The organism is Streptosporangium sp. NPDC048047 (genome assembly GCF_040653115.1).
Lineage (GTDB): Bacteria > Actinomycetota > Actinomycetes > Streptosporangiales > Streptosporangiaceae > Streptosporangium.
The window spans coordinates 113,772-139,634 of sequence record NZ_JBEZNH010000001.1 but is presented as its reverse complement, the minus strand read 5'-3'; the positions used below and the strand labels follow the sequence as shown (position 1 = coordinate 139,634).

Genomic DNA, 25,863 nt, shown 5'->3' with positions numbered 1-25,863 from the left:
CATGGACCCCGAGCTGATCGCCGACTGCGTGCACTGCGGGTTCTGCCTGCCGACCTGCCCGACGTACGTGCTGTGGGGCGAGGAGATGGACTCCCCCCGCGGCCGGATCCACCTGATGGGCCAGCACGTCGAGGGCACCCCGATGACCCCGGAGATGGCCGGGCACTTCGACGCGTGCCTGGGCTGCATGGCCTGCGTGACCGCCTGCCCCTCCGGGGTGCGCTACGACCGCCTCATCGAACAGACCCGCGCCGTGGTGGAGCGCGAGCACGTCAGGGAGCCCGCCGACCGGGCGCTCCGGGAGATCGTCTTCCGGCTCTTCCCCTACCCCCGGCGGCTGCGGGCGCTGCGGCTGCCGCTGCGCCTGTCCGCGGGGGCGCGCCGCCGGATCGCGCCGCGTCTGGAGCGGATCAACCCGTCCCTGGCGGCCATGGCCGGCCTCGCCCCCGACGTGCCGGACCGGGTACGGCTGCCGCGCCGGGTCCGGGCCGTCGGCCGGCGCAGGGCCACGGTCGGGATGCTCACCGGGTGCGTGCAGGGCGAGTTCTTCCCGCAGGTCAACGCGGCCACCGCCCGGGTGCTCGCGATGGAGGGCTGCGACGTGGTCATCCCGCCGTCGCAGGGCTGCTGCGGGGCGCTGTCGCTGCACGCGGGACGCGAGGAGCAGGCCGTACGGCTCGCCCGCCGGACGATCGCCGCCTTCGAACGGGCCGGCGTGGACACGGTGGTGGTCAACGCGGCGGGCTGCGGCTCGACGATGAAGCAGTACGCCGAGATCCTCGGCGGCGAGTGGGCCGAACGGGCGGCCGCCATCCGGACCGTCGACCTGGCCGAGTATCTCGCCGCCCTCGGCCCGGTGGCCCCGCGGCACCCGCTGCGGCTCTCGGTGGCCTACCATGACGCCTGCCACCTGGCGCACGCCCAGGGGATACGGTCGCAGCCGCGCGCGCTGCTGGCGGCCATCCCGGGTCTCACGGTGCGGGAGGTCGCCGAGTCCGCCGTGTGCTGCGGCTCGGCGGGCACCTACAACCTGCTGCAGCCCGAGGCCGCGCGCGAGCTGGGCGACCGCAAGGCGGCGCGGGTGCTGGACACCGGCGCCGACCTGCTGGTCTCGGCCAACCCGGGCTGCACCATGCAGGTCACCGCGGCCCTGCGTCGCCGGGGCGGCCCGGAGCTGCCGGTCGCGCACACCGCGCAGGTCCTGGACGCCTCCCTGCGGGGCCTGGCGAAGGTGCCCTGAGCGCAGGACGGATCGGACAGGAGAAGCGCATGAGCGGCGTGCAGTCGGTCGACCGGGCTCTGGACGTGCTGGAGGCGCTGGCCGAGCGGGGCGGCGAGGCCACGCTGTCGGAGATCGCCGCCGGGACGGGCCTGCCGTACGGGACGATCCACCGGCTGCTGCGCGCGCTGGTCGACCGCGGGTACGTGCGCCAGGACGAGGGCCGCCGGTACGCGCTGGGTGGCGCGCTGCTGCGGCTCAGCGGGGTGGCCGAGCGCATGGTCGGCGCCTGGGCGCAGCCGTACCTGGCGAAGATGGTCGAGCTGTCCGGCGAGACGGCCAACCTCGCGGTGCTGGAGGGCGACTTCGTGGTCTACGTCGCCCAGGTGCCCTCGCCGCGGCGGCTGCGGATGTTCGCCGAGGTCGGCAGGCGGGTGCTGCCGCACAGCACCGCCGTGGGCAAGGTCCTGATGGCCGCGCGGCCGGACACCGAGGTGGCCTCCATCGTGGAACGGACCGGCATGCCGCGGCGGACCGCCAACACGATCACCGACCTTCCCGGCATGCTCGCCGAGCTGGGGCGGGTGCGTGAGCGCGGCTACGCGACGGACCTGGGCGAGGAGGAGCTCGGCGTCCACTGCCTGGCCGTCGGGGTGCGCGACGGCTCACGGGTCGTGGCCGCGATGTCGGTGTCCGGCCCGGCCGAACGGATCGACGCCCTGGACCGGGAGGAACTGGCCGGGGGCATGCGGGAGATCGCCGAGGCGTTCCGCGCCGAACTCGGCTTCTGACCGCCCGGCTCGGCTTCCGGCCGGCGGGTCCGCGGCCGGCGGGTCCGCGGCCGGCCCGGATCGGCCCCGTACCCGGCTCGCGGAGAAAGCGGGCGGCGGCGCCCGCGCGCCGGGCTGCGAGGAGGGCCGGGCGCGGTGACGAACGCGGCACCACTGGAGGGCGCGGGATCAGTCGTCGAGGGTGTGGACCGGGGTGTCCGAGGCCGAGCAGCGGACCTCGACCTTCACCTCGCCGGCCTCCGACTCGAACTCGACGCGGGCCCGGCGGTCCGGCCCCCGGTCCGCCTTGTCGACGTGGAAGCCCTGCGCCGGGCTCCACGACCGCAGGGTCACCAGCCCTCCGTCGCAGCGGGCGATCACGTTCCCGCCGGCCGTGGCGATCAGTCGGCTGCGGCCGGGCGACGCCCCGGCGGCGGGGGTGGGTGGCGTCCCCGCGTCCGCGGGCCCGGCGGTCGTCGGTCTGAGGGTCGTCGGCCCGGCGGTCGGAGACGCGGCCGGGGCGGCGGACCCGGGCCCGGCGGCGGTCGGGCCGCCCGAGGGGGCGGGATCCGCGGCCGGGGGCATGGCGTCCGAGGGCACGGCGGCCGGGGTCGCGCGGGCGAGGGCCTCGCGGACCTCCCGCGCGGACAGCGGACGTCCGGCGGAGTCGGCCAGCGGCTCGCCGAGGACACCGATCACCGTGACACCCGCCCCGGTCGCGATGACGGCGGTGATCAGCCAGCCCGCGGCGGCGGCGAGGGGAATGCGCCTGCTCACGGGTCCACTCTCCCAGCACGATCGCTAAGGCGTGGTTAAGGGGTCGATAACGTGCTTATGCCGAGGGTCGCAACCGGGCTACCGTTGCGGCAAATGTCCAATGTGCTGCTCATCGAAGACGACGCCGTGATCCGCGTCTCGCTCACCCGCGCCCTGCACGACCGGGGCCACGCGGTGGCGTCGGCCGCCGCGGCCCTCGACGGCCTCCGCCTGGCCGTCGAGGAGCGCCCCGACCTGGTCGTGCTCGACCTGGGCCTGCCCGACCTCGACGGCCTCGACCTGCTGCGCATGCTCCGGGCGGTCAGCCGGATCCCGGTGATCGTGGCGACCGCCAGGGACGGCGAGGCGGAGATGGTCCGGCTGCTGGACGCCGGAGCCGACGACTACGTGGTGAAGCCGTTCACCGCCGCCCAGCTCGACGCCCGGATCCGCGCGGTGCTCAGGCGCGCCGGAGCGGACCGCGCCGACGGCGCGGTGACCGTCGGCGGTCTGCGGGTGGACGCCCGCACCAGAGAGGCGAGCCTGGACGGCGCGCCGCTGGACCTCAGCCCCAAGGAGTTCGAGCTGCTGCACTACCTGGCCTCCCGGCCCGGCGAGGTGGTCACCAAGCGGGAGCTGCTCACCCACGTCTGGCAGATCCCCTACGGCGGGGCCGACAAGACGGTGGACGTCCACCTCTCCTGGCTCCGCCGCAAGCTGGGCGAGACCTCCGCGGCCCCCCGATACCTGCACACCGTGCGCGGCGTCGGCGTACGGCTGGCCGCCCCGGCATGAGGCGCTGGCTGGCCCTGCTGGTCGCGGCGACCACCTCCCTCGTCCTGATCGCCCTGCTCGTCCCGCTGGCGCTGCTGGTCCGCACGGCGGCCGAGGGCCGGGCGATGAGCGCCGCCGGGAGCGAGGCCGACTCGGTGGCCGTGACGGTCGGCTCGGCGGACGCCGAGACCCTGCGGCTCGGCACCGAGCGGGCGGCGCACCCGGTGACGGTCTTCCTCCCGGACGGACGGGTGGTCGGCGCCCCCGCCCGGCGCTCCCCCGCCGTCGAGCTGGCCGCCCGGGGCCGCAGCGTCACGGCGGCGGTGCCGGGCGGTAGGGAGGTCCTGGTGGCGGTCCAGGGCGTGCCGGGCGGCACGGCCGTGGTGCGGGTCCACCTGAGCGACGCCGACCTGACCGAGGGGGTGGCGCGGGTGTGGGCCGGGCTGGCGGCTCTCGGCGTGGCCCTGGCCGGGCTCGGCGTGCTGGTCGCCGACCGGCTGGCCCGCGCGGTGACCGGGCCGGTCTCGGCCCTGGCCGGGGTGTCGCACCGGCTGGCCCGCGGCGACCTGGCGGCCAGGACCGTGCCCGGCGGCCCGCCGGAGGTGCGGGCGGTCGGACTGGCGCTGAACCACCTCGCCGAGCGCATCACCGGCCTGCTCGCCGAGGAGCGGGAGAACGCGGCCGACCTGTCCCACCGGCTGCGCACCCCGCTGACCGGGCTGCGGCTGGAGGCGGAGTCGCTGGCCGACCCCGGTGAGGCGAGGCGGATCGAGGCCCGGGTGGACGCCCTGGAGCGGGCCGTCACCTCGGTGATCGTCGAGGCCAGACGGCGGACGCGGGACCGGGCCGGCTGCGACGCGACGGCGGTCGTCTCGGCCCGGGTCGCGTTCTGGTCGGTGCTGGCCGAGGACCAGGCCCGTCGGCTCGACCTCGACCTGGCCCCGGGGCCGCTCCCCGTCGCGGTCCCCGCCGACGAGCTGGCCGCCTGCGTGGACGCGCTGCTGGGCAACGTGTTCGCGCACACGCCCGAGGGGGCGGCTCTCGCCGTACGGCTGGCGACGGCGGACGGCGGGGCGCTGCTGACCGTGTCCGACGACGGGCCCGGCTTCGGGACCGGGACCGCCGCGCCCGCGGAACGCGGCAGGAGCGGCGCCGGATCGACCGGTCTCGGCCTCGACATCGCCCGCCGCACGGCCGAGTCGTCGGGCGGCTCGCTGTCCCTGGGCGCCTCCGCGACGGGCGGCGCGAGCGTCGTCCTCCTGCTGGGCGGGGCGTAGTGCCCCAGGGCGCGGCCCACTTTTCGGAGCGGCCCGGAAACGCGGCTCGTTTCGTGTGGTCCTCCGGGGCACGGCTCGTTCCGCGGAGCGTCCCGGAAACGCGGCTCGTTTCGTGTGGTCCTCCAGGGCGCGGCTCGCTTCACGGAGCGCCCCGGGGCTCGGCTTGTTTTAGGGCGGGCTTAGCGCGGCGCTATCGTGATCGCGGCGAATCTGGACACATGAGACAGATCATCAAGGTCGCCCTCGCGACCGCCGCCACCGCGACCACCGCAGCCCTCCTGTTCGGCGAGGGCGGCACCGTCCTCGCCGCCGCCCGGCCCGCGGCCGGCGCCCCCCTCTCCGCCGCCTCGACGACCGCCTCGACGGCCGTCACGGCGACCGCCGCCACCGCGGGCATCTCCTACCGCGAGGCGATCCGGATCGCCCGGAAGCGGGTGCCCGGCGCCCGGGTGACCGAGGTCGAGCGGGAGTGGGAGCACGGACGCCGGGTCTGGAAGGTCGAGCTGCGCAAGGGCCACTGGGAGTACGAGGTCCACGTGTCGGCCGCCTCCGGGAAGGTCACCCGGGTCAAGCGGAAGCTCGACGACTGATCAGCAGGACTTCAGGACGGTCCGCATGGCGTCCTTCTCCCCGGACGTCACCCACAGGTCGTACTTGACCTTCACCTGGACCTGACGGGAGACGTAGGCGCACCGGTAGGCGCGGCGCGGCGGCAACCAGGTCGCCGCGTCGCCCGCGCCCTTCTGGCCGTTCAGCGGGCCGTCCACGGCCAGCAGGTTCAGCGGGTCGTTGGCCAGTTCCTTGCGCTTGCTCTCCGGCCACTGCTGAGCGCCCTTCTGCCAGGCGTCGGCGAGGGCGACCACGTGGTCGATCTGCACCGCCGAGCTGGTCCTCTGGCCCCGCTCGAACTTGATCGTCTTACCGCTGTAGGGGTCGTCCAGGACGCCGCTCACCACGATGCAGTCGTGGGTGCCCGCCTTGAACCTCTCGTCCTTCAGGTCGCGCTTGAGGATGTCGTTGCGGGTGTCGCAGCCGTTGTGGTCGACGTCCGCCCAGGCGGGGCCGAACTCGTCGCGGTCGAAGCCGGTCATCGGGGCCCGGCCCTTGACCTGCAGCCTGTCGAGATCCTTGAGCGCCTGGGCCGCGGACTTCCCTACGGCCGCGTCCTGTGCGCCGCCGGGGGCCGCCCCTGTCAGGCCGCCGCAGCCGGCCAGCGTGAACGCCGTCATCGCGGCGACCGCACCCCGCACCGTCGCCGATCGCACTATGCCACCTCTCACACCGCTTCGTTACCCATGAACTGGCAAAGTACCCCACCACCGACAGGTGGTGATCAAAACCTCAACCCGGTGGTGAGCCCGAAGCGGGAGGACATCTCCCGCTTCGTCATACTTCGTCCCTTGATCTCCCCGGGTCTCCCCGGCCTTCCCGGCGGCTCAGGCGCGGCCGTAGGAGTCCTCCAGCCGCTCGATGTCGGCCTCGTCGAAGTGGCCGAAGGCAATCTCCAGGATCCGGACGGCCGGCCCCGAGGAGCCGAGGCGGTGGGTCTGGCCCGCCCTGATCAGCACGCGGTCGCCGACCGCCGGCTCGATCCGCTCGCCGTCGATCTCGAACACCGCGCCGGGGTCGAGGGCGACCCAGAGCTCGTCGCGGTGTTCGTGCCGCTGCAGGCTGAGCCGCTGGCCGGGCGCCACTTCGATGATCTTCACCGTGGACTGCTCGTTGAGCGTGTACCGCTCGAAACCACCCCAGGGGCGCTCATCCCGTACAACCGCACCGAGCCGATCGATCTGCTGCAACTCTCCTCCATCCACTCCCACCCAAGCGTGTCGGGTGACTCGGGTAAGAGGCACTCTCGCATGCCTTCGTGACGAGCGCACATGCGCCACGGGTACGGCGGGCGGCCCCGGCGTGCACGGCCGCCCCCGTACCGGGCCGCCGCGGCCGGACAGGCGCCCGCCCCGGCGCGCACGGCCGCCTCTCTCCCCCCGCGCCGGTCAGGTGACGAGGATCCCGCCATCCACCGGGATCACGGCGCCCGTCACGTAGGAGCCGGCGTCGGAGGCGAGGAAGAGCGCGGCGGCGACGAGCTCGGCCGGGTCGCCCGCGCGGCCCATCAGCACCCGCGTCTCCAACTGCCGGGCCATGTACTCCGGGGCGTACTGCTCGGTCATCTCCGAGGCGAAGAACCCCGGCTCCAGGCAGTTCACCCGGATGCCCCGGCGGCCCGTCCACTGCTGGGCCAGGTCCCGGGTGAGGCCGATGACACCCGCCTTGGACGCGCTGTAGGCCGCCTGCGGCAGCCCGGCCGTCGTCTCCCCCAGGATGCTGCCGATGTTGACGATCGAGGAGCCGGGGCGCATGACCTGGGCACACGCCTGAGCCATCCAGTAGGTGCCGTGCAGGTTGACGTCCACGACCTGACGGAACTGCTCGGGGGTCTCCCTGAGCGCCGGCACGGCCGTGGCGACGCCCGCGTTGTTGATCAGGACGTCCACCGCACCCAGCTCGGCGACGGCGGTCTCCACCAGCCTGCGGCAGTCGTCAGGGCTGGTCACGTCGGTCTGTACGGCGACGCACCGCCTGCCGGTCTCCTCGACCAGCGCGCGGGTGCCGTCCAGGCGCTCCGTGCGCCGCGCGCCGATCACGATGTCCGCGCCCGCCTCGGCCAGGCCACGGGCGAACGCCACACCGAGCCCCGAGGAGGCTCCGGTGACGATGGCGACCTTGCCGTCCAGCCGGAATCGGTCCAGCATCCGGTTCCCCCTCACTCGCGGTAATTACCGAACGAGATTCTAGAGGTGAACGCCGACCGCCCGTGAGGGGGCTTCCCTCACGGGCGGTCGATGTGCGCCCGGCGCACCGGGTCCGCGGCTCCGGGCCTCGGATCCCGCGCCTCGGGCTTCTACAGGCCGTACTCCTTGACGATGCGCTCGTGCCGCTCCACCTCGACGTCGATCGACCTGGCCAGGTCCAGCCAGGCCAGCGGGTGGACCCAGCGCTCGGTGGCGTCGTCGAGGAGGGCGTCCACCTCGGTCGGGGTCACGTTCGGCGGGACCGCGATCCAGCCGAAGACCCCGGGGATCCGCTCGCCGTCGGCCGGGTTGGTCACGGTGTAGTTCTCGTCGCTGTAGACCCACATCGGCCAGCCGCGCTCGGCCAGGACCTCGTTGAACTCGGCCCAGTCGGCCTCGCTCGGCGCCGCGCCGTCGAAGAACCAGCTCGTGTAGCCGCCGGGACGGAGCATGCTGACCGCGGCGAACGGCGGGATGAAGCTCTCCTGCTCCTCCGGCTTCTCCGGGATCGGCTCCAGCAGCTGCGGGTCGAAGACGACGAGGTCACCGGCGTTGTAGTCCATGCCGGGAGGCTGCGGGATGGCCAGGCGGGCCGTGGCCGGGCCGGTGCGCAGGCTGATGACCGCCCGCTGGCTGCCGTCGGGCGCGGGGAGGATGACCCGCACCAGGCCCAGCTCCTCCTCGATCGGCCCTTCGGCCGACTGCAGCGGCATGCCGACCTTGGCTGCGCCCAGCCGTACCGTCTCCCAGTCCTCGGCGGCCGTCGCCATGGTGATCATCCGCCAGACGTCCTCGGCCTCGGTCTCCTCGGAGTCGATGACCTCCTTCAGGATCGCGGCGCCCTTGGCGTTGTCACCGGCCTGCTGTACGGCGCCGGCCCACAGCCGCCTCGCCTCCATGCCCGCGCCACCGGCGGTCACCGCCGCCTCGGCCTCCGCGGCGGCCTGCTCCCAGCGCTCCCGCGCCCGGTGCAGGCGGCCCAGGGCCAGGTGGCGCTGCGCGGCGGGCAGCAGCTCGGCCAGCTGCTCCAGCCGCTCGTCCTGGCGGGCCTCGACCAGCAGGCCGGTGATGTAGCCGATGTCCTCCGGGTCGGCCGTCGCGGCGTCACCGGAGTCGACCAGCAGGGTCCAGTAGGTGTCGGCGCCCTGGCCGGGATAACCGAGGAAGCCCATCGTGGTGGTCTGCCGCCGGGTGGCCTCCAGGTCGCGCCCGGCCAGCGGGGCCAGCCAGCCCACCCAGCGCTCGGGGTCGGCGTTGAAGCCGTCGGCCGCGTCGAAGTAGGCGACCAGCTCGGCCTCGGGGCCGGGGGCCGGGAGCGCGGTGGCCGCGTCGCCCGCGGCACGCAGCTCGGCGACCCGTCCGGCGACGTCACCGGACTCGCGCAGCTCGCCGGCCGCGGACTCGGCGAGGTCGGCCAGCAGCCGGGTCTGCCAGACGCCCTGCCGGGCGACGGCCAGGTGACCGGCGATGATCGCGAGCTCGACCCGGGCGCGGTGGCCGCCCATCATGGCGAAGTAGTCGATCCACTGCTTGAGGACCCGGCCGAGCTGCCAGCTGTTGGTGATCTGCTCCGAGCCGGAGAGGAGGCGGATGGCCCGCGCCCACTCCACCCACACCCGCGGGTGGTCGGCCACGACGTCGAGGTCGGGCAGCGCCTCGACGGCCTCCGGCGTCCTGCCGAGGGTGGCGAGCGTGAACGCCCGCAGCACGCCCTCGCGGTGCGCCTTGGCCACCGGGTCGTCGGGCTTGAAGTCGGCCGCGGCGTCCAGCGCGGTCAGCGCGTCCTCCGGGCGCCCCGCGGCCAGCAGCGCGCGGGCCGAGGCGGCCCCCAGCTCCCAGCTCGCCTCGCGGCCGGCCTCGCGCAGCGCCGCCACGGCGGCCTCGGCGTGGGCGACGGCCTCCACCGGACGGCCGGCGTCGATCAGGGCGGCGACGTGCTGCTCGGCCACGGCGGCGAAGGCCGGGGAGGCGGGCGCGACGTCGAGGGCGCCCAGGGAGGAGAGCCGCTCGGCGGCGTAGCCGGGGCCGTCGGTGTTCGCCTGCGCGATGGCCAGCGCGAGGACGGCCCCGGGGGCCGACGGGCAGTCGCGGACGTCCTCGCGCCGGGCGAACTCGGCCAGCGCCTCGGCGTCGGCGAGGGCGACCGCGCCCTGGGCGCGGTCGCCGACCCTGCCGATCAGGTGCCAGTAACGGGCGTAGAACTCGAGCCAGGGCAGCCCCATCGTTCCCGCCTGCTGGGCGATGGCCGGCGCGAGCACGTCGAGCTGCGCGTACCGGCCCTCCAGTGCCTGGGCGGGCACGTCGCCGATCGCCATTGCCAGACCGGTGTTCCCGGCTTCGTGCAGTTGCCGCTGGGTGTCGCCGACCCAGGACCAGATGTCCACGTCCATGGGACGTCAGTCTGCCAGGTCGGCGACCGTGCCCCAAACGACTTGACCATCTCGCCAGGTCCGATGCCCCGGCCGGTCCGCTCGTGTCCCTTTCGCCGGCCGGTCCGCCAGCCGGTCCATCGCCCGGCCCGCCGCCCGGTCCATCGCCCGGTCCGCCAGCCGGTCCATCGCCTGATCCGCCGCCCGGTCCGCCGTCAGATGAGGATCTCGCCCGAGGCGACCAGCACCGCGGGTCCCGCGAGGTGGCTGGTGTGCTCGTCGAGGGTGACGGTGAGGGTGCCGCCGGGGACCTCCACCTCCCAGGTGCCGGTGCTCTCCCCCGCCAGCCGCGCGGCCGCCACCGCCGAGGCCACGGTGCCTGTCCCGCACGACCGTGTCTCGCCCACCCCCCTCTCGTGGACCCGCATCACGATCCGGTGCGGACCCACCGCGTTGAGCAGCTCGACGTTCACCCCGTGCGGGAACGCCTCCGGGTCGAACGCGGGCTGCCGGGTCAGGTCGAGCCCGGCCACCGGGTCGCCGATCACGCAGGCCAGGTGCGGGTTGCCCATGTCGACGCGGACGCCCTCGTACTCGCGGCCCCCCACGACCGCCCGGCTCTCGCCCAGCACCCGGGGCGCCCCCATGTCCACGCTCACGTCGCCGCCGCCGCGGGCCAGCCGTACCCGCCTGACCCCGCCACGGGTCGCCACGCCGAACTCGCCCTCGTCCATCAGGCCCGACTCGACCAGGTAGCGGGCGAAGACGCGTGTCCCGTTGCCGCACATCTCCGCGATGCCGCCGTCGGCGTTGCGGTAGTCCATGAACCACTCGGCCTCGCCGGCCTGGCCGGCCACCTCGGGGACGAGCTTCGTCCGCGTCACGCGCAGCACGCCGTCGGCGCCGATCCCGGCGCGCCGGTCGCACAGCGCCGCCACCCTCGCCGCCGACAGCTCAAGCTCGCCGTCTGGATCGGGGAGGATCACAAAGTCGTTCTCGGTGCCGTGGCCCTTCACGAATCGCATGCCCCAACTGTAGGCACGCCGCGGATCGGGGAGAGAATCGCGGGCGCGCCCCGCAACGGGCCCGGTCCGTCGCGGACACGCCCGGAGGTCGCCTCACGGGTGCGCCCCGGGCCGGGCCCGGCCGGCCGCGGGCGTGCCCGGGGTCATCTCGCGGACGCGGCGCCCTCCGGTGGCCGTCGCGCGCCGCCTCCGCGGCACCTCCACGGCGGCCGGTCACCTCGTGGGCGGAGCGCCCTCCACCACGGCCAGCGCGCGGTCGAGCAGGCCGGGATCCTCCTGCGGGAGCCACACCACCCGCGGGTCGCGGCGGAACCACGACTCCTGGCGGCGGACGAACCTGCGGGTCGCCCGGACCGTCTCGGCCTTCGCCTCCTCCTCGGTCCACTCGCCGGCGAGGAGGCGCAGCACCTGGGCGTAGCCCAGCGCGCGGCTCGCCGTACGGCCCTCGGCCAGGCCGCGTCGCAGCAGCGACCGCACCTCGTCCACCAGCCCGGCCTCCCACATGCGCTCCACGCGCAGCGCCACCCGCTCGTCCAGCACGTCCCTCGGCACCTCGACGCCGATCTGCACGCTGTCGTAGACGGCGTCGTAGGAGGGCATCGTGGCCGAGAAGGGACGCCCGGAGATCTCGATGACCTCCAGCGCGCGGACGATCCTGCGGCCGTTGCCCGGCAGGATCGCCGCGGCCGCCTTCGGATCGCTCCCGCGCAGCCGCTCGTACAGCGGGGCCGGGCCGAGGCGCTCCAGCTCGGCCGAAAGGCGGGCGCGGACCTCCGGATCGGTGCCGGGGAACTCCAGGTGGTCGAGGGCCGCCCGCACGTACAGCCCGGACCCGCCCGCCAGGATCGGCGCGGTCCCCTTCGCCCGCAGCTCCTCGATCAGCGGCCGGGCCATCTTCTGGTACTCGGCCACGCTCGCGGTCTCGGTGACGTCCCAGACGTCGAGCAGGTGGTGGGGGACCCCGCGCCGCTCCGCCGGGGTCAGCTTCGCCGTGCCGATGTCCATGCCCCGGTACAGCTGCATGGAGTCGGTGTTGATCACCTCGCCGCCCAGCCGGAGGGCGAGATCGACGGCGAGGTCCGACTTTCCGGCCGCCGTGGGGCCGACGACGGCGATGACTGGTAGCTGACGCACGGGACAAGTGTGTCAACCTCCGGGGTATGGGTGAGCCCTGTGGGTATGCATGCGGTTGACGTCACGTCACGTCACGTCGAACAGGGGGACGCAGCCATGTCGATCATGCAGAAACTCAAGGAGATGCTGCGGGGCAACCCGCGGGCCGGGGAGTTCGCCCAGAAGGGCATCGACAAGGCCGAGCAGATGGCCAGGCAGAAGAGCGGCGGCAAGTACGACGACAAGATCGACCTCGCCGCGCAGAAGGCGCGGGAGGCCGCCGAGAAGATGACCGCCCGGCCCGGCGAGCCCGGTGAGACCGGAGGGTACGGCGAGGCGGGCACCGCCGCGGGATACGGCGAGCACGGCACGCCGCCCGGCCGGCCCGAGACCGACACCGACGCGCCGCCTGCCCCGGGCCGCCCCGGAGCGCCCCCGGCGCCCTAGCCGCCACCGGGAAGGTTCACCGGGCCCGTCCGGCCCGGCACCGGTTTCCGCCGGGGCGGCGCCGTCGCGAAGGTCTCCGGCCACGGCGCCGGGCGCCCCGGCGGCCTCTCCGACGGCCCGGAGGCCCGCCGTCTCCGGACGGTTCCGCTGTCCGGCACCCGTCTCCGGACGGTTCCGAGGTTCCGTCCGGCGCCTTGTCCTGCCCGATTCCTGGCCGGCCGACCGATTCATCCGGCCGGAGCCGGTCAGCCCCAGTCGAGCATCGGCTGCAGGTAGCCCTCCAGGGTCAGCAGCCACCGCTTGGACTCCACGCCCTCACCGCCGCTGAAACCGCCCAGGCCGTTCCCGGCGATGACCCGGTGGCAGGGGACGATGACGGGGATCGGGTTGGCGCCCATGATCGAGCCGATGGCCCGCGCGGGGACGCCCGTCCCGCTGCGGGCGGCGAGCTCGCCGTAGGTCACGGCCTCGCCGTACCCGACCGTCTCGTACAGGGTGCCCAGCACCCTGCGCTGCACCGGCGTGGTCAGCCGCCAGTCCACCGGCGAGGAGAACGTCCGCAACTCCCCCGCGTAGTAGCGGGCCAGCTCGTCCAGCACCGGGGCCGTACGCGCGGGGTCGCCGGCCTCGGCCAGCCCCAGGCGGAGCAGCAGCCGTTCCCGCAGCTCCCCGTCGCGGCCACCGCTCCAGCCGACGCCCGCCACCCCGTCCTCGGTGACGGCGGCCAGCATGTCCCCCAGCGGGGTCGGGACGCTCCCGAACGCCACCGTTCCTACCATGTGCACCGTGTCCCTTCGCGAACTCGTCGTCCTCGGCACCTCAAGCGCGGTCCCCACCCGCCACCGTAACCACAACGGATATCTCCTGAGATGGGATGGTGAGGGGTTCCTGTTCGATCCGGGAGAGGGTACCCAGCGCCAGATGATCCGGGCCGGCGTCGGCTCCCACGACGTCACCTGGATCTGCGTCACCCACTTCCACGGCGATCACTGCCTGGGGGTGCCGGGCGTCGTCCAGCGCATCGCCAGGGACGGTGTGACCCACCGGGTCCGGGCGGCCTACCCGGCGAGCGGCGAGACCTACTGGCGGCGGCTGCGCCACGCCAGCGTCTTCGCCGACACCTCGGTGATCGACGAGTGCCCGCTCTCGGGCCCCGCGCCGGCCTTCGACGCCGGGCCGGTGACCCTCACCGCCCGGCCGCTCTCCCATCCCGTCGAGTCCTACGGCTACCGCCTCGACGAGCCGGACGGCCGGAGGATGCTTCCCGGGCGGCTCGCCGAGCGCGGCATCCGGGGCCCGGCGGTCGGCGAACTCCAGCGCGAGGGCTCGGTGCGCGCCCCTGACGGGTCGGTCGTGCTCCTCTCGGAGTGCAGCGAGCCCCGCCCCGGCCAGAGCGCGGCGTTCGTCATGGACACCGCGCTGTGCGACGGCGTCCTCGCGCTCGCCGAGGGCGTGGACCTGCTGGTGATCGAGTCCACGTTCCTGTCCTCGGAGTCGGACCTCGCCGCGCGGTACGGCCACCTGACCGCCGCCCAGGCCGGCCGGGTCGCCGCCGAGTCCGGGGTGCGCCGCCTGGTGCTGACCCACGTCTCCGAACGCTACGACGCCGCCGACGAGCCCCGGTTCACGGAGGAGGCGCGCCTGGCCTTCGACGGCGAGGTGGTGCTCGCCCACGACCTGATGCGTGTCGCGGTCCCGCGCCGCGACCATCGATGACCGATGGCCGATGACCGTCCCGGTTCCGCGTCGCGGCCACCGGCGTCCGCTCCGTTTCGCGCCGCGGCCACCGGTTTCCGCCCCGTTCCGCGACGGGGTCATCCGGTCCAGCGGGCGACGAAGTAGCCGACGCCGTAGGGGGCCGCGTGGTAGAGCACCTCGGCGTGCGACGCACCGCCCGCCCCGGCGAGGACCTGAAGGGCCGCACGACCGGCCACCTGCGACTCCGCGGCCTCGCCCGGGTCGAGCGCCGCGAGTTCCCGGGCGTCTCCCCGGGCCAGCGCGCCGACGATCGCGGCCTCGTACGGCTCGGCGCGGGGGTCGAGGTACCCGGGGGACTTCTCCGTCAGGCGGGCCGAGCCGTCGGCCATGACGAGCAGCGCCACCCGGCCCGGTCCGTCCGCCAGCCGCGCGCCGAGCGCGGCGCACTCCGCCGGCGAGGCGTCGAACGGCACCGCGTGGAAGGACGAGGCGGCCATCCCCGCCCGGTCGAGCAGCCAGCGCCCGATCGTCAGGGACAGGGGCAGGACCGGCTCACCCTCACCGGCCCGGACGTCGACACCCCAGGGCGCGAGGCTCCCCGCGGCGCCGGCCCCGTGCTCTCCGGCCAGGTCCGCTCCGCCGACCACCACGATCCGTTCGGGGCGGGCGTCACGCAGCGCGTCCAGCGCGGCCGCGCAGGCCGCCCGGAGGTCGTCGAGTTCGGGGCCCGCTGCGCCGGCGAGTTCGGGGACCAGCAGCGGCGGGTGAGGACACACGGCGGCGGCGGCAAGCACCCGGCCAGACTAAGGGATCGGGTGCCGGCCGCCGCCGGTGGCCGCCGTCAGCCGTTGGGACCGTTCGGGGGGACGGATCCGGGAGGGCCGTCCGAGCGGGGGTCGACGGAGCCGTCCTCGCCCGAGGACGACCCGGTGCCGCTCTGGTGCTCCTTGGCGGGCGCGGACGAGCTCTTCTTGCCGGTCGTGGTCTTACCGGTCGTGTCGCCGTTCGAGGAGCGGGAGCCGCTCTGCGAGCCGCTTCCGGTGGCCGCGCCGTCGCCGCCGCCCGCGGCGCGCTCCGTGCCCGATCCGGCGTCTCCGACGGATCCGCCGGAATCACCGGAACCGCCGGATCCTTCGGACGCCTCGGATCCGCCGGATCCGTCCGAGGAGGCGTCTCCGGACTGCCGGCCGGACTCGCCGGAGGCCGGGTCCTGGCCGGCCTCCTGGCTGGTTCCGGTGCCGTTCGGCGCCGACGGACCGGCGGGATCGTCGCCGCCGGCGACGGCGAAGACGATGCCGGCGCCCACGACGGCGGCCACCGCCACCCCTGCGACGGCGGAGGCGACGGTCATGGCCGGACCGCGCTTCCGCCTGCGGGTGGGGGCGGGCTTGCCGGTGGTCTCACCGGCGGGGAGGGGTTCACCGGCGGGGCCGGCGAGGATCTCGGTCTCTCCGAGCCGCCGGGGGTGGTCCGGTGAGAAGGGGATGGGGTCTCCGGACTGTCGGGGGTGGCCCGGAGACGAGGGGACGTGGTCTCCGGGCTGCTGAGGGTGACCCGGAGATGAGGGGACGCGCATTCGGAACAACTCCCTGCGGTTATCGGGGGGAAACCTCCACGGCTTCCGCGGGCGCCGGACCACACTAGCCACAGGAATGGTGTGATCGCACACTGATCACAACGAAATCACGACTTACCATCGGTGGAGCCGACGACCGGGGACAATCCGGCGCGACCCCGGAAATCCGCCCCGACCGGCGGCTCGGCGGGCGGTTCCGCACCGGGTGGGCGGACTCCGGGCCGATCGGGTGGAGGACTGGAAAAAACGGGCGGAGGACTGGAAAAAGACCGGCGGAGCACCATCACGGCCCGCCGCGCGGGACACGCCGCGGCAGGCGTACGGGAGAGCGGCCGTACGGGAGAGCGGCGGTGGAGACGGGGCGATGGCCCGCCGCTCGGAGGCGCCGCGGCGGGCCGTACGGAAGCGGTGGGCCGGATCGGCCCACGCGGTTCAGGGGCTGACGGAGCAGCCCGGCGTCTCCTGCGGAAGCGGGGCGGGCCGGCCGATCGCCGGCATGCCGAGCAGGACGCCCCCGCCCGAGGCGGCCGGGGCGGCCTGCCGGGCCTCCCAGGCGTCGCCCGCGCGGGTACGGCGCAGGCCCAGCATCGGGCCGTCGGCGACCAGGTGGTGCGGCGCCGCGTAGGTGATCTCGACGGCGACCATGTCACCGGGGCGCGGCGTCCCGGCGGCGTCGCCGTCCCGGGAGCTCGGCGTGAAGTGCACCAGGCGGTTGTCGGGGGCGCGGCCGGACAGGCGGCGGGTCGCCTCGTCCTTGCGGCCCTCACCCTCGGCCACCAGCACCTCGATCGTCCGGCCGACCTGCTTCCCGTTCTCCTCCCAGGAGATCTCGGTCTGCAGGGCCACGAGGCGCTCGTAGCGCTCCTGCACGACCTCCTTGGGGACCTGGTCGTCCATGGTGGCGGCGGGCGTGCCGGGCCGGATGGAGTACTGGAAGGTGAAGGCGTTGGCGAAGCGCGAGGCGCGCACGACGTCGAGGGTGGCCTGGAAGTCCTCCTCGGTCTCGCCGGGGAAGCCCACGATGATGTCGGTGGAGATGGCGGCGTCCGGCATGGCCGCGCGGACCCGCTCGATGATGCCGAGGTAGCGCTCGGCGCGATAGGAGCGGCGCATCGCCTTCAGGACACGGTCGGAGCCCGACTGCAGCGGCATGTGGAGCTGGTGCATCACGTTGGGCGTCTCGGCCATCGCGGCGATGACGTCGTCGGTGAAGGCGGCCGGGTGCGGGCTGGTGAAGCGGACCCGCTCCAGCCCCTCCACGTCGCCGCAGGCGCGCAGCAGCTTGCCGAAGGCGAAGCGGTCGCCGAACTCCACGCCGTAGGTGTTGACGTTCTGGCCGAGGAGCGTGACCTCCAGGACCCCCTGGCCCACCAGGGTGCGCACCTCGGCCAGGACGTCGCCGGGGCGGCGGTCCTTCTCCTTGCCGCGCAGCGACGGCACGATGCAGAACGTGCAGGTGTTGTTGCAGCCGACCGAGACCGACACCCAGGCGGCGTAGGCGGACTCCCGCTTGGTGGGCAGCGTGCTGGGAAAGGTCTCCAGCGACTCCTTGATCTCGACCTGCGCCTCCCGCTGGACGCGGGCCCGCTCCAGCAGCACCGGCAGCGAGCCGATGTTGTGGGTGCCGAACACCACGTCCACCCAGGGCGCCCTGCGGACGATCTCCCCCTGGTCCTTCTGGGCCAGGCAGCCGCCCACGGCGATCTGCATGCCGGGCCTGCCCGCCTTCGTGGGACGCAGGTGGCCGAGGTTGCCGTAAAGCCGGTTGTCGGCGTTCTCCCGGACGGCGCAGGTGTTGAACACGACCACGTCGGCCGTCTCCCCCTCGGGTGCCGGGACGTATCCGGCGTCTTCGAGAAGGCCCGACAGGCGCTCGGAGTCGTGCACGTTCATCTGGCACCCGTAGGTACGGACCTCGTACGTGCGGGTGCTCTCCACGGTGGCAGTCATCTCAACAGACAAGGGTAGGCGCTCCGCGCGGCCTCCCGGTACGGCCGCCACCCCCCACACTTTCGGTAAGGAAAAACAAACGGAGAGTAATGATCCTTGTTAGGGTGGGGCCCGAAGCCGCGTGCGAGAATAAGACTCGACCGACAGAGCATTTGGGGCGGTGAGCCGTATGGCGATGCTCGTGCAGACCTCGGAGGCGCCGGTGAAGGCCAACAAGCCTCACAGGAAGAAGGCGGCGCCGAAGCGGAACGGCCCCTGGTCCACCCCCGGGGAGCTCAGTGTCGATGAGTGGTTCGAGCTCAACTCACGCGACGACGGCAGTCGTTACGAGCTCATCGACGGGAGCCTCATCGTGTCCCCTGCCCCACCGGCCCAGCATCAGTGGATCGGCGACAACCTCCGCCTGTTGCTGCACACGTCCCTTCCGGAAGAGCTGGCGGCCATCACCGCCACGGGCCTGCTGCTGGACGACAAGCCGGGGGTCATACCCGACGTCATCGTGGTCGAGCGACAGCCCTTCCGCGACGGAGCCAAACTGGCCAGGCCCGAGTGGGTCCGCCTGGTCGTGGAGATCGTCTCCAGGTCCACCACGGCGACCGACCGCAGGCTGAAGCCTTCCAAGTACGCCGAGGCGGGCATCCCCCACTTCTGGCGGATCGAGATGCTCCCCTTCCAGGGACAGGGCAACGAGCGGCTGCCGATCGTGTTCACCTACGAGCTCGACGAGGACGGCGGCTACCGGCTCGTCCACCGGGTCGCGGCCGGAGGGGTGGCCGAGCTGACCGAACCATGCAAACTGACACTCGACCCGGCGGGTCTCGCGCGGATCTGACACTCCGGAGCGGCTCTGACACGAATTCATCCCTATTTCATCGCATATCTCCAGGTCGTGACCTGATCGGTACCGCAGGGTTAGCCCGAGGTGCCCTTCACGGCTTTACGTTGTGCTCCATGACGGAGAACGGGGACGCGACTCCTCTTGTCGTGCTCAAGGACGTGAACAAGCATTTCGGCAGCCTGCACGTCCTGCGCGACATCAACCTGACCATCTCCCGCGGCGAGGTCGTGGTCGTCATCGGCCCCTCGGGCAGCGGCAAGTCGACCCTGTGCCGGGCGATCAACCGGCTGGAGACCATCGACGGAGGGGCGATCACCTTCGACGGGCAGCCGCTCGCGGTCGAGGGCAAGGCCCTGGCCCGGCTCCGGTCGGAGGTCGGCATGGTGTTCCAGTCCTTCAACCTGTTCGCGCACAAGACGATCCTCGAGAACGTCACGCTGGGGCCGATCAAGGTGAGGGGCACCGCCAGGGCCGAGGCCGAGCGCCGGGGCATGGAGCTGCTGGACCGGGTCGGGATCGGCGCGCAGGCGTCGAAGTACCCCGCCCAGCTCTCCGGCGGCCAGCAGCAGCGGGTGGCCATCGCCCGGGCCCTGGCCATGGACCCGAAGATGATCCTCTTCGACGAGCCGACGTCCGCGCTGGACCCGGAGATGGTCCAGGAGGTGCTCGACGTCATGGTGGGGCTCGCCGCCGAAGGCATGACGATGGCGGTCGTGACGCACGAGATGGGCTTCGCCCGCCGCGCGGCCGACCGGGTGGTGTTCATGGCCGACGGGCAGATCGTCGAGGAGAACACCCCCGACGAGTTCTTCACCGCTCCCCGGACCGATCGCGCCAAGGACTTCCTCTCCAAGATCCTCACCCACTGAGGCTCTCAGGCCGGCTGCACATTTCCAGGAAAAAGGGGTAACGAAAACATGCGACTACTACGTGCCGGTGCGGCGCTGGCGGCCGTCGGCGCGCTCACTCTGGGTCTGGCCGCCTGCGGGGGCGACGACGGCGGGGACGGCGGCAGCGCCGCCTACTCGACGGTCGTGGACAAGGTCAAGGGCGCCAAGAAGATCGTCGTCGGCACCAAGTGGGACCAGCCGGGCATGGGCCTGAAGAAGGGCGCCGAGCCGGAGGGGTTCGACGTCGACGTCGCCAAGTACATCGTCAAGGAGCTGGGCGGCGGCCAGGACGTGGACATCACGTGGAAGGAGTCCGCCTCCTCCAACCGTGAGGCGTTCCTCGCCAACGGCACGGTGGACATGATCGTGGCGACCTACTCCATCACCGACAGCCGCAAGCCGAAGGTGACCTTCGGCGGGCCGTACATCGTCGCCCACCAGGACGTCATGGTCCGCGCCGACGACACCAAGGTCACCAAGCCGACGGACCTCGCGGGCAAGCGGATCTGCCAGGTGGCCGGCTCCAACTCCTACAAGCGGATCACCGACCCGCCGCCGGAGGGTGAGCTCGACCTGGACGCCCAGCTCGTCGGCGCGGCGACCTACTCCGAGTGCGTGGCCAAGCTCCAGGGCAGCAACCTGGACGCCGTCACCACCGACAACCTGATCCTCGCCGGGTTCGCCGCGCAGGCGCCCGACAAGTTCAAGGTCCTCGGCCAGCCGTTCACCGACGAGAAGTACGGCGTCGGCCTGAAGAAGGGCGACACCAAGACCTGCGAGGCCATCAACACGGCCATCACCAAGATGTACCAGGACGGCACGGCCAAGCAGCTGCTGGACAAGTGGTTCGGCAAGACCCAGGGTCTGGAGCTGCCCACCGAGGCGCCGAAGTTCGAGCCCTGCGCCTGACGCCACGACCGGTCTCGTAGGAGCGGCGGCCGGTGACCCGACCTCGGGCCACCGGCCGCTGCCGTCCCCCGATGGAGCACGATGGACGATCTGATCAAATACGCGCCGGACCTGCTGGCGGGCTTCCTGAAGAACGTGCAGCTCTCCCTGGTCTGCGCTGTCCTGTCCCTGATCCTGGGCACGATCCTGGTGTCGATGCGGGTCGCGCCGGTCCCGGTCCTGCGGGCCGTCGGCACCACCTATGTCAACATCGTGCGGAACACCCCGCTCACACTGGTCCTGGCGTTCTCCGCGCTGGGCCTCAGCGACACCCTGGGGCTCACCTTCTCGGACGAGCCGAGCAGCAACGGGTTCTGGCTGGTGACGCTGGGCCTGTCGGCCTATACGGCGACGTTCGTCTGCGAGGCGCTGCGCTCGGGGATCAACACGGTGCCGCTGGGGCAGGCGGAGGCGGCCCGCGCGATCGGGCTGACGTTCTTCCAGTCACTGAGGATGATCATCCTTCCGCAGGCGTTCCGCGTGGTCATCGCCCCGCTGGGCAGCGTGATGATCGCAATGATCAAGAACACCACGGTCGCGGTGGCGGCCGGTTACCTGGCGGAGTCAGCGTTCGTCATGAAGGACACCTTCGACGAGACCGGCGTGTCGATCCCCATCTTCATCGGGCTCGTCATCGCGTTCATGGTGGTCACCCTGCCGATCGGCTTCCTCACCGGCTGGCTCGCCAACCGTCTGGCGGTGGCCCGATGAGCCGATCCGAAGTGTCGGTCCTGTTCGACACGCCGGGACCCCGCGCGCGGCTGCGCAACAACGTCCTGACGCTGGTGGCGGCGGTCGCCGTGGTCGCCGTCCTCTACGTCGTCTACGCCAGGTTCGACGCCAAGGGCCAGTGGGACGGGCAGATCTGGGAGCCGTTCGTCCGGCTCGACACCTGGACCGTCTACATCATCCCCGGTCTGCTCGGCACGCTGAAGGCGGCGGGTCTCGCCGCGATCTTCGCACTGGTCTTCGGCGCGATCTTCGGCCTGGCCAGGCTGTCGGACCACGCGTGGCTCCGGGTGCCCGCCGGCGTGGTCGTCGAGGTCTTCCGGGCGATTCCGCTGCTGCTGCTGATCTTCTTCATCTTCTACCTGGCGCCCAGTGCGTTCGGCGGCGGCGACTACACGCTGATCGCGCTGGTGACGGGTCTGACCCTGTACAACGGGTCGGTGCTGGCCGAGATCGTCCGGGCGGGCATCCGCGCCGTCCCCAAGGGACAGTCGGAGGCCGCCTACGCGATCGGGCTGCGCAAGGGCGGGGTCATGCGGCTGATCCTGCTCCCCCAGGCCGTCACCGCGATGATGCCGGCGATCGTGAGCCAGCTCGTGGTGCTGCTCAAGGACACCGCCCTCGGTTACATCATCGCCTACGTCGACCTGCTGAACATGGGCTTCAAGATCATCCCTGCGGTCAACTTCGGGTCGCTGATCCCGGCCGCCATCGTCATCGGGATCATCTACGTGGGCCTGAACATGACGCTCAGCGCCGTGGCCACCTGGCTGGAGCGGCGCAGCCGCCGCAGCCGCAAGTCCGCGGCCGGGCCGATCGAGCCGCCGGGTGCGGTCGGCGTGGCCGTCGGCAGCGGCGCCACTCCCGTCTGAGCCGCGATCCCGTTCCGGCCGCCCGCCGTCCCGTGCGGGCGGCCGGACCTGTTCCGGCGCGGCCATGGCGCGTGTCATACCGGCGACACGCGCCGGGTTATCGGGCAGGATGACCTCATGTCCCCCGAGCAGGCCGTCCTGCCGTACGCCGCCTGGCCTTCGCCGGTGTCCACCGCCGAGGTGGCCCGGTCCGGGCTGCGCCCGGCGTATCCGACGGTGTCCGGCGAGCAGGTGTGGTGGACCGAGGACCGCCCCGCCGAGGGCGGACGGACCACGATCATGCGGCGCGATCCCGACGGCACGCTCCACGAGCTGCTGGCCCCGCCGTGGAGCGCCCGTACCCGTGTCCACGAGTACGGCGGGCGCGCCTACGCGGTCGTCCCGGGCGGCGGCGTGGTGTTCGCCAACCTCGCCGACCAGCGTCTTCACCTGCTGCTCCCGGGCGGCGAGCCCCGGCCGATCACGCCGGAGCCCGGCCGGGACGCGGGGCTCCGCTACGCGGACATGAGCGTCCGCGACGGCCGGGTCTGGTGCGTCCGGGAGCGGCACCACGACGACGGGCGGGTGAGCCGTTCGATCGTCTCCGTCCCGCTGGACGGCTCCGCCGAACCGCGCGAGCACGTCGGCGGGAGCGACTTCTACGCCTACCCGGAGCTCTCTCCCGACGGAGAGCACCTGGCCTACATCTGCTGGGACCACCCGCGCATGCCGTGGAACGGTACAGAGCTGCGGATCACCCGCCTGGCCGACGGCCGTTCACGAACGCTCTGCGGCGGGCCCGCCGAGTCGGTTCTGGCCCCCCGCTGGTGCGGCGACCGCGCCCTGTACCTCGTCTCCGACCGGTCGGGCTGGTGGAACCTCTACCGGGTCACACTGGACGGCGCCGCCCCGGAGGCGCTCCACCCGGCGGAGGAGGAGTTCGCCGGACCGCTGTGGCAGCTCGGCGCCCACCCCTACGCCGTACTGGACGACGGGCGGATCGCGGTCCTGCACGGGCGGGGAGACCTGCGGCTGGGCGTCCTCGACCCGGCCGGCGGCACGCTGACCGACCTGGACGTGCCCTACTCCGGCTGGGCCCCGGTCCTCGACCGCGACGGGCGCTCACTCGTCGGGATCGGCTACGGCCCGGCGACGCCCCGCTCGCTCGTGCGCCTGGACCTGCCGTCCGGACGCACCGAGGAGCTCCGGCACGACACCGAGGAGCCTCCGGAGAGCGCCTACCTCCCGGTCGCACGGAGTGTGGAGATCGAGAGCCGGTCCGGCCGGCCGGTGCACGCGTTCGTCCACCCGCCGTCGAACCCGCGCTGCCGCGGGGAGGGCCCCCCTCCCTACATCGTGTCCGTCCACGGCGGCCCCACCTCGCACAGCACGAGCGAGCCCGACCTGTGGAAGGCGTTCTTCACCAGCCGGGGCATCGGTGTGCTCGACGTCAACTACGGCGGCTCCACCGGGTACGGCCGCGCCTACCGCGACCGGCTGCGCGGCGAGTGGGGGGTGGTGGACGTCGAGGACGTGGTCGCCGCCGCCGGGTGGCTGGCGGCTCAGGGTCTGGCCGATCCCGCGCGGATCGCGATCCGGGGCGGCAGCGCGGGCGGCTGGACCGTCATGGCGGCCTGCTGCGCCTCCGACGCGTTCGCCGGCGGCGTCTCCTACTACGGGGTGAGCGCACTCGGCCCGCTCGTCGCCGCCACCCACGACTTCGAGTCCCGCTACGTCGAGTGGCTGGTCGGCCCGGAGGACCCCGTCCTGTACGGCTCCCGCGAACCGCTCGCCCGGGTCGCCGGGGTGAGCTGCCCGATGCTGCTCCTGCAGGGGCTCTCCGACCCGGTGGTACCGCCCGCCCAGTCGCAGGCGTTCGCCGACGCGCTCGCCGAGCGCGGTGTCCCGTGCACCTACATGACCTTCGAGGGCGAGGCCCACGGTTTCCGCCGCGTGGAGACCCGCAGCGCGGCCCTGGCCACCGAACTCGCCTTCTACCAGCAGATCTTCCGCGGCTGAGAGCCCGGCGCCGGTCCGTCCCGGCCGTCCCACGGACCGGCCGCGGGTCCGGCCGCGGGTCCGGCCCCCGGAGAGGGCATCCGGTGGGCCGGAGGGCACGGACCGGCCGGAACCGTACGGGCGGCAGGGCGGACCGGACGGGCCAGGCTGACAGACGTGGCAGACGTGGCAGACGGGACAGGCGGGGCAGGCGGACCGGGCGGGTTCAGCGGGCGAACTCGGTGGCGCGGGACTCCCGCACGACCGTGATGCGGATCTGCCCTGGGTAGGTGAGCTCCTCCTCCACCTGCTTGGCCACGTCGCGGGCGATCACCTGGGCCTGGATGTCGTCCACACCGTCGGGTTTCACCATGACGCGGACCTCCCGGCCGGCCTGCATGGCGAAGACCTTCTCGACGCCGTCATAGGAGGTGGCGATCTCCTCCAGCCGCTCCAGCCGCTTGACGTACGCCTCCAGCGACTCGCGCCGGGCGCCCGGCCGGCCGCCGCTGATGGCGTCGGCCGCCTGGGTCAGCACCGCCTCGACGGTCTTGACCTCCACCTCGTTGTGATGGGCCTCGATGGCGTGGACGACGTCCTCGTGCTCGCCGTACCTCCTGGCGATCTCCGCGCCGATGAGCGCGTGGCTGCCCTCGACCTCGTGGGTGAGGGCCTTGCCGATGTCGTGCAGGACGGTGCAGCGCTTGAGCAGCGTCGGGTCGAGCCGGAGCTCGGCGGCCATGATCCCGGCGATGTGGGCCGACTCGATGAGATGGCCCAGCACGTTCTGGCCGTAGGAGGTGCGGTAGCGGAGCTGGCCGAGCAGGGTGACCAACTCCGGGTGCATGTCGGTGAGGCCCAGCTCCACCAGGGCGTCCTCACCGGCCCGCACGCACAGCTCCCTGACCTCCGCCCTGCTGCGCTCGTGCGCCTCCTCGATCCGCTGGGGATGGATGCGCCCGTCGAGCACGAGCTTCTCCAGCGTCAGCCGGGCGGTCTCACGGCGGACCGGGTCGAAGCACGACAGGAGGACCGCCTCGGGCGTGTCGTCGATGATGAGGTTGACCCCGGTCGTCGTCTCGAAGGCGCGGATGTTGCGGCCCTCGCGGCCGATGATGCGGCCCTTCATCTCGTCGCCCGGCAGGTGCAGGACGCTGACGACGGACTCGGCGGTCTGCTCGGTGGCCACCCGCTGGACCGCCAGTGTGACGATCTTGGTGGCGCGCTTCTCGCCCTCCTTGCGGGCGTCGCTCTCGATCTGCCGGACGATCAGGGCGGCCTCGCGCTTGGCCTGGTTCTCGATCTCGCGCACCAGTTCGGTCTTGGCCTCGCCACCGGTGAGACCGGCGACCCGCTCCAGAACGGCCCTGCGCTCATCGGCGACGCGGTCGAGCTCCTCCCGGCGGGCGGCCAGCTCGGTCTCGGTCTCGGCGAGCTTGCGGGCCCGCTCGGCCTGGCGTCTCGCCTCCTCGTCCAGGCGCTGCTCCCGCTCGGCCAGCCGGTTCTCCCGCCGCTCCAGGTCCGAGCGGAGCTCCTTGATCTCGTACTTCAGGCCCCGGCTCTCCGCCTCGGCCTCCTTGCGCAGCTCCGCGGCGGCCTCGACGGCCAGCTCGGACCTGCGCAGGATATCCCCCGCGTCGCTCTCCGCCTTGGCCCGGATGTCGGCGGCCTCCCGCCGGGCGGCCTCCAGCTCGGTCTGGACCTCGGCCAGCTGCGCGGGAGAAGGGCCTATCGGCCCGCCGCCGGTACGGCGCAGCAACACGATCAACGCGACTATCGTCACCACCGAAAGAACCGCGACGGCCCCGGTCAGTATGACGACCACAATCGGATCCATGCG

Annotated in this window: 25 protein-coding genes; 13 read left to right on the top strand and 12 right to left on the bottom strand. The window is 73.2% G+C overall.

Going from position 1 to position 25,863, the window contains the following annotated elements; genetic code table 11:
- Nucleotide 1: 1 nt before the first annotated feature.
- Together AB0D67_RS00645 and AB0D67_RS00640 are read left to right on the top strand one after the other, a co-directional pair.
- Entirely contained in the window at nt 2-1,240 is a 1,239-nt protein-coding gene (locus AB0D67_RS00645; protein ID WP_362928304.1) for a heterodisulfide reductase-related iron-sulfur binding cluster, read from the top strand.
- A gap of 29 nt (nt 1,241-1,269) precedes the next feature.
- Entirely contained in the window at nt 1,270-2,010 is a 741-nt protein-coding gene (locus AB0D67_RS00640; protein ID WP_362928302.1) for an IclR family transcriptional regulator, read from the top strand.
- A gap of 168 nt (nt 2,011-2,178) precedes the next feature.
- On the opposite strand, the gene AB0D67_RS00635 is transcribed toward AB0D67_RS00640, so the two are convergent.
- Nucleotides 2,179-2,766, bottom strand: a complete 588-nt coding sequence (locus AB0D67_RS00635; RefSeq protein ID WP_362928300.1) for a hypothetical protein — start codon at nt 2,764-2,766, stop codon at nt 2,179-2,181.
- Between the two features lie 93 nt (nt 2,767-2,859).
- Here AB0D67_RS00635 and AB0D67_RS00630 point away from each other — a divergent pair, with 93 nt between their 5' ends.
- From AB0D67_RS00630 to AB0D67_RS00620, 3 genes are all read left to right on the top strand, one after another.
- Nucleotides 2,860-3,540: a response regulator transcription factor gene (locus AB0D67_RS00630; protein ID WP_362928298.1), complete on the top strand. Its 681-nt coding sequence runs from the start codon at nt 2,860-2,862 to the stop codon at nt 3,538-3,540.
- Complete coding sequence (locus AB0D67_RS00625; protein ID WP_362928296.1) at nt 3,537-4,796, top strand: HAMP domain-containing sensor histidine kinase; 1,260 nt, start codon at nt 3,537-3,539, stop codon at nt 4,794-4,796. The genes AB0D67_RS00630 and AB0D67_RS00625 overlap by 4 nt, the downstream gene beginning before the upstream one ends.
- Nucleotides 4,797-5,014: 218 nt before the next feature.
- Nucleotides 5,015-5,386 carry a PepSY domain-containing protein gene (locus tag AB0D67_RS00620; RefSeq protein ID WP_362928294.1) on the top strand — a complete coding sequence of 124 codons (372 nt, stop codon included), beginning with the start codon at nt 5,015-5,017 and terminating at the stop codon, nt 5,384-5,386.
- On the opposite strand, the gene AB0D67_RS00615 is transcribed toward AB0D67_RS00620, so the two are convergent.
- The 6 genes from AB0D67_RS00615 to miaA form a co-directional block, all read right to left on the bottom strand.
- Nucleotides 5,387-6,061, bottom strand: coding sequence for an HNH endonuclease family protein (locus AB0D67_RS00615; protein ID WP_362928292.1), 675 nt, complete (start codon nt 6,059-6,061; stop codon nt 5,387-5,389).
- Nucleotides 6,062-6,232: 171 nt separating this feature from the next.
- Complete coding sequence (locus tag AB0D67_RS00610) at nt 6,233-6,595, bottom strand: phosphomannose isomerase type II C-terminal cupin domain (RefSeq protein WP_362928290.1); 363 nt, start codon at nt 6,593-6,595, stop codon at nt 6,233-6,235.
- A 198-nt stretch (nt 6,596-6,793) separates the two neighbouring features.
- The gene (locus AB0D67_RS00605) at nt 6,794-7,552 is read right to left on the bottom strand and encodes an SDR family oxidoreductase (protein WP_362928288.1); all 759 of its coding nucleotides are present in this window, start codon (nt 7,550-7,552) and stop codon (nt 6,794-6,796) included.
- A gap of 149 nt (nt 7,553-7,701) precedes the next feature.
- Nucleotides 7,702-9,981: a tetratricopeptide repeat protein gene (locus tag AB0D67_RS00600; RefSeq protein ID WP_362928287.1), complete on the bottom strand. Its 2,280-nt coding sequence runs from the start codon at nt 9,979-9,981 to the stop codon at nt 7,702-7,704.
- A gap of 194 nt (nt 9,982-10,175) precedes the next feature.
- Nucleotides 10,176-10,985 (bottom strand): diaminopimelate epimerase, encoded by an 810-nt coding sequence (gene dapF / locus AB0D67_RS00595; RefSeq protein ID WP_362928285.1) that lies wholly within the window; start codon nt 10,983-10,985, stop codon nt 10,176-10,178.
- Between the two features lie 213 nt (nt 10,986-11,198).
- The gene (miaA, locus tag AB0D67_RS00590) at nt 11,199-12,119 is read right to left on the bottom strand and encodes a tRNA (adenosine(37)-N6)-dimethylallyltransferase MiaA (RefSeq protein ID WP_362928283.1); all 921 of its coding nucleotides are present in this window, start codon (nt 12,117-12,119) and stop codon (nt 11,199-11,201) included.
- Between the two features lie 96 nt (nt 12,120-12,215).
- Here miaA and AB0D67_RS00585 point away from each other — a divergent pair, with 96 nt between their 5' ends.
- Complete coding sequence (locus AB0D67_RS00585) at nt 12,216-12,545, top strand: antitoxin (protein ID WP_362928281.1); 330 nt, start codon at nt 12,216-12,218, stop codon at nt 12,543-12,545.
- A gap of 245 nt (nt 12,546-12,790) precedes the next feature.
- Here AB0D67_RS00585 and AB0D67_RS00580 read toward each other — a convergent pair whose 3' ends face one another.
- Nucleotides 12,791-13,312 carry a methylated-DNA--[protein]-cysteine S-methyltransferase gene (locus AB0D67_RS00580; RefSeq protein WP_362928279.1) on the bottom strand — a complete coding sequence of 174 codons (522 nt, stop codon included), beginning with the start codon at nt 13,310-13,312 and terminating at the stop codon, nt 12,791-12,793.
- A gap of 19 nt (nt 13,313-13,331) precedes the next feature.
- Between AB0D67_RS00580 and AB0D67_RS00575 the strand changes: the two genes are divergently transcribed.
- Nucleotides 13,332-14,261 carry a ribonuclease Z gene (locus AB0D67_RS00575; protein ID WP_362928277.1) on the top strand — a complete coding sequence of 310 codons (930 nt, stop codon included), beginning with the start codon at nt 13,332-13,334 and terminating at the stop codon, nt 14,259-14,261.
- 98 nt (nt 14,262-14,359) lie between these two features.
- On the opposite strand, the gene AB0D67_RS00570 is transcribed toward AB0D67_RS00575, so the two are convergent.
- From AB0D67_RS00570 to miaB, 3 genes are all read right to left on the bottom strand, one after another.
- Nucleotides 14,360-15,037, bottom strand: a complete 678-nt coding sequence (locus AB0D67_RS00570; protein WP_362928275.1) for a hypothetical protein — start codon at nt 15,035-15,037, stop codon at nt 14,360-14,362.
- Between the two features lie 47 nt (nt 15,038-15,084).
- Nucleotides 15,085-15,594, bottom strand: coding sequence for a hypothetical protein (locus AB0D67_RS00565; RefSeq protein WP_362928273.1), 510 nt, complete (start codon nt 15,592-15,594; stop codon nt 15,085-15,087).
- Nucleotides 15,595-16,251: 657 nt separating this feature from the next.
- Nucleotides 16,252-17,769 carry a tRNA (N6-isopentenyl adenosine(37)-C2)-methylthiotransferase MiaB gene (gene miaB, locus AB0D67_RS00560; protein WP_362928271.1) on the bottom strand — a complete coding sequence of 506 codons (1,518 nt, stop codon included), beginning with the start codon at nt 17,767-17,769 and terminating at the stop codon, nt 16,252-16,254.
- Between the two features lie 169 nt (nt 17,770-17,938).
- On the opposite strand from miaB, the gene AB0D67_RS00555 reads away from it, so the two are divergent.
- The 6 genes from AB0D67_RS00555 to AB0D67_RS00530 all read left to right on the top strand — a co-directional run bounded on the left by AB0D67_RS00555 (nt 17,939) and on the right by AB0D67_RS00530 (nt 24,044).
- On the top strand, nt 17,939-18,601 hold the full coding sequence (locus AB0D67_RS00555; RefSeq protein WP_362928269.1) for a Uma2 family endonuclease: 663 nt from the start codon (nt 17,939-17,941) through the stop codon (nt 18,599-18,601).
- Nucleotides 18,602-18,720: 119 nt separating this feature from the next.
- Entirely contained in the window at nt 18,721-19,476 is a 756-nt protein-coding gene (locus tag AB0D67_RS00550; protein ID WP_362928267.1) for an amino acid ABC transporter ATP-binding protein, read from the top strand.
- Between the two features lie 48 nt (nt 19,477-19,524).
- Entirely contained in the window at nt 19,525-20,406 is an 882-nt protein-coding gene (locus tag AB0D67_RS00545; RefSeq protein WP_362928265.1) for a glutamate ABC transporter substrate-binding protein, read from the top strand.
- A gap of 81 nt (nt 20,407-20,487) precedes the next feature.
- Nucleotides 20,488-21,156, top strand: coding sequence for an amino acid ABC transporter permease (locus AB0D67_RS00540; RefSeq protein WP_362928263.1), 669 nt, complete (start codon nt 20,488-20,490; stop codon nt 21,154-21,156).
- Entirely contained in the window at nt 21,153-22,046 is an 894-nt protein-coding gene (locus AB0D67_RS00535; RefSeq protein ID WP_362928261.1) for an amino acid ABC transporter permease, read from the top strand. Before AB0D67_RS00540 ends, AB0D67_RS00535 begins: the two co-directional genes overlap by 4 nt.
- A gap of 117 nt (nt 22,047-22,163) precedes the next feature.
- On the top strand, nt 22,164-24,044 hold the full coding sequence (locus AB0D67_RS00530) for a prolyl oligopeptidase family serine peptidase (RefSeq protein ID WP_362928259.1): 1,881 nt from the start codon (nt 22,164-22,166) through the stop codon (nt 24,042-24,044).
- 205 nt (nt 24,045-24,249) lie between these two features.
- Here AB0D67_RS00530 and rny read toward each other — a convergent pair whose 3' ends face one another.
- A complete protein-coding gene (rny, locus tag AB0D67_RS00525) occupies nt 24,250-25,860 on the bottom strand; it encodes a ribonuclease Y (protein ID WP_362928257.1) in 1,611 nt (536 codons plus the stop codon).
- Nucleotides 25,861-25,863: the final 3 nt, after the last annotated feature.

Bases quoted from the DNA above. Each gene is read 5' to 3' on its own strand.
- AB0D67_RS00600 (WP_362928287.1), bottom strand. From the start codon at position 9,981: ATGGACGTGGACATCTGGTCCTGGGTCGGCGACACCCAGCGGCAACTG.
- AB0D67_RS00605 (WP_362928288.1), bottom strand. From the start codon at position 7,552: ATGCTGGACCGATTCCGGCTGGACGGCAAGGTCGCCATCGTCACCGGA.
- AB0D67_RS00535 (WP_362928261.1), top strand. From the start codon at position 21,153: ATGAGCCGATCCGAAGTGTCGGTCCTGTTCGACACGCCGGGACCCCGC.
- AB0D67_RS00640 (WP_362928302.1), top strand. From the start codon at position 1,270: ATGAGCGGCGTGCAGTCGGTCGACCGGGCTCTGGACGTGCTGGAGGCG.
- miaB (WP_362928271.1), bottom strand. From the start codon at position 17,769: ATGACTGCCACCGTGGAGAGCACCCGCACGTACGAGGTCCGTACCTAC.
- AB0D67_RS00645 (WP_362928304.1), top strand. From the start codon at position 2: ATGGACCCCGAGCTGATCGCCGACTGCGTGCACTGCGGGTTCTGCCTG.
- rny (WP_362928257.1), bottom strand. From the start codon at position 25,860: ATGGATCCGATTGTGGTCGTCATACTGACCGGGGCCGTCGCGGTTCTT.
- AB0D67_RS00530 (WP_362928259.1), top strand. From the start codon at position 22,164: ATGTCCCCCGAGCAGGCCGTCCTGCCGTACGCCGCCTGGCCTTCGCCG.
- AB0D67_RS00540 (WP_362928263.1), top strand. From the start codon at position 20,488: ATGGACGATCTGATCAAATACGCGCCGGACCTGCTGGCGGGCTTCCTG.
- AB0D67_RS00625 (WP_362928296.1), top strand. From the start codon at position 3,537: ATGAGGCGCTGGCTGGCCCTGCTGGTCGCGGCGACCACCTCCCTCGTC.
- AB0D67_RS00550 (WP_362928267.1), top strand. From the start codon at position 18,721: ATGACGGAGAACGGGGACGCGACTCCTCTTGTCGTGCTCAAGGACGTG.
- AB0D67_RS00565 (WP_362928273.1), bottom strand. From the start codon at position 15,594: ATGACCGTCGCCTCCGCCGTCGCAGGGGTGGCGGTGGCCGCCGTCGTG.
- AB0D67_RS00630 (WP_362928298.1), top strand. From the start codon at position 2,860: ATGTCCAATGTGCTGCTCATCGAAGACGACGCCGTGATCCGCGTCTCG.
- AB0D67_RS00585 (WP_362928281.1), top strand. From the start codon at position 12,216: ATGTCGATCATGCAGAAACTCAAGGAGATGCTGCGGGGCAACCCGCGG.
- dapF (WP_362928285.1), bottom strand. From the start codon at position 10,985: ATGCGATTCGTGAAGGGCCACGGCACCGAGAACGACTTTGTGATCCTC.
- AB0D67_RS00555 (WP_362928269.1), top strand. From the start codon at position 17,939: ATGGCGATGCTCGTGCAGACCTCGGAGGCGCCGGTGAAGGCCAACAAG.
- AB0D67_RS00620 (WP_362928294.1), top strand. From the start codon at position 5,015: ATGAGACAGATCATCAAGGTCGCCCTCGCGACCGCCGCCACCGCGACC.
- AB0D67_RS00545 (WP_362928265.1), top strand. From the start codon at position 19,525: ATGCGACTACTACGTGCCGGTGCGGCGCTGGCGGCCGTCGGCGCGCTC.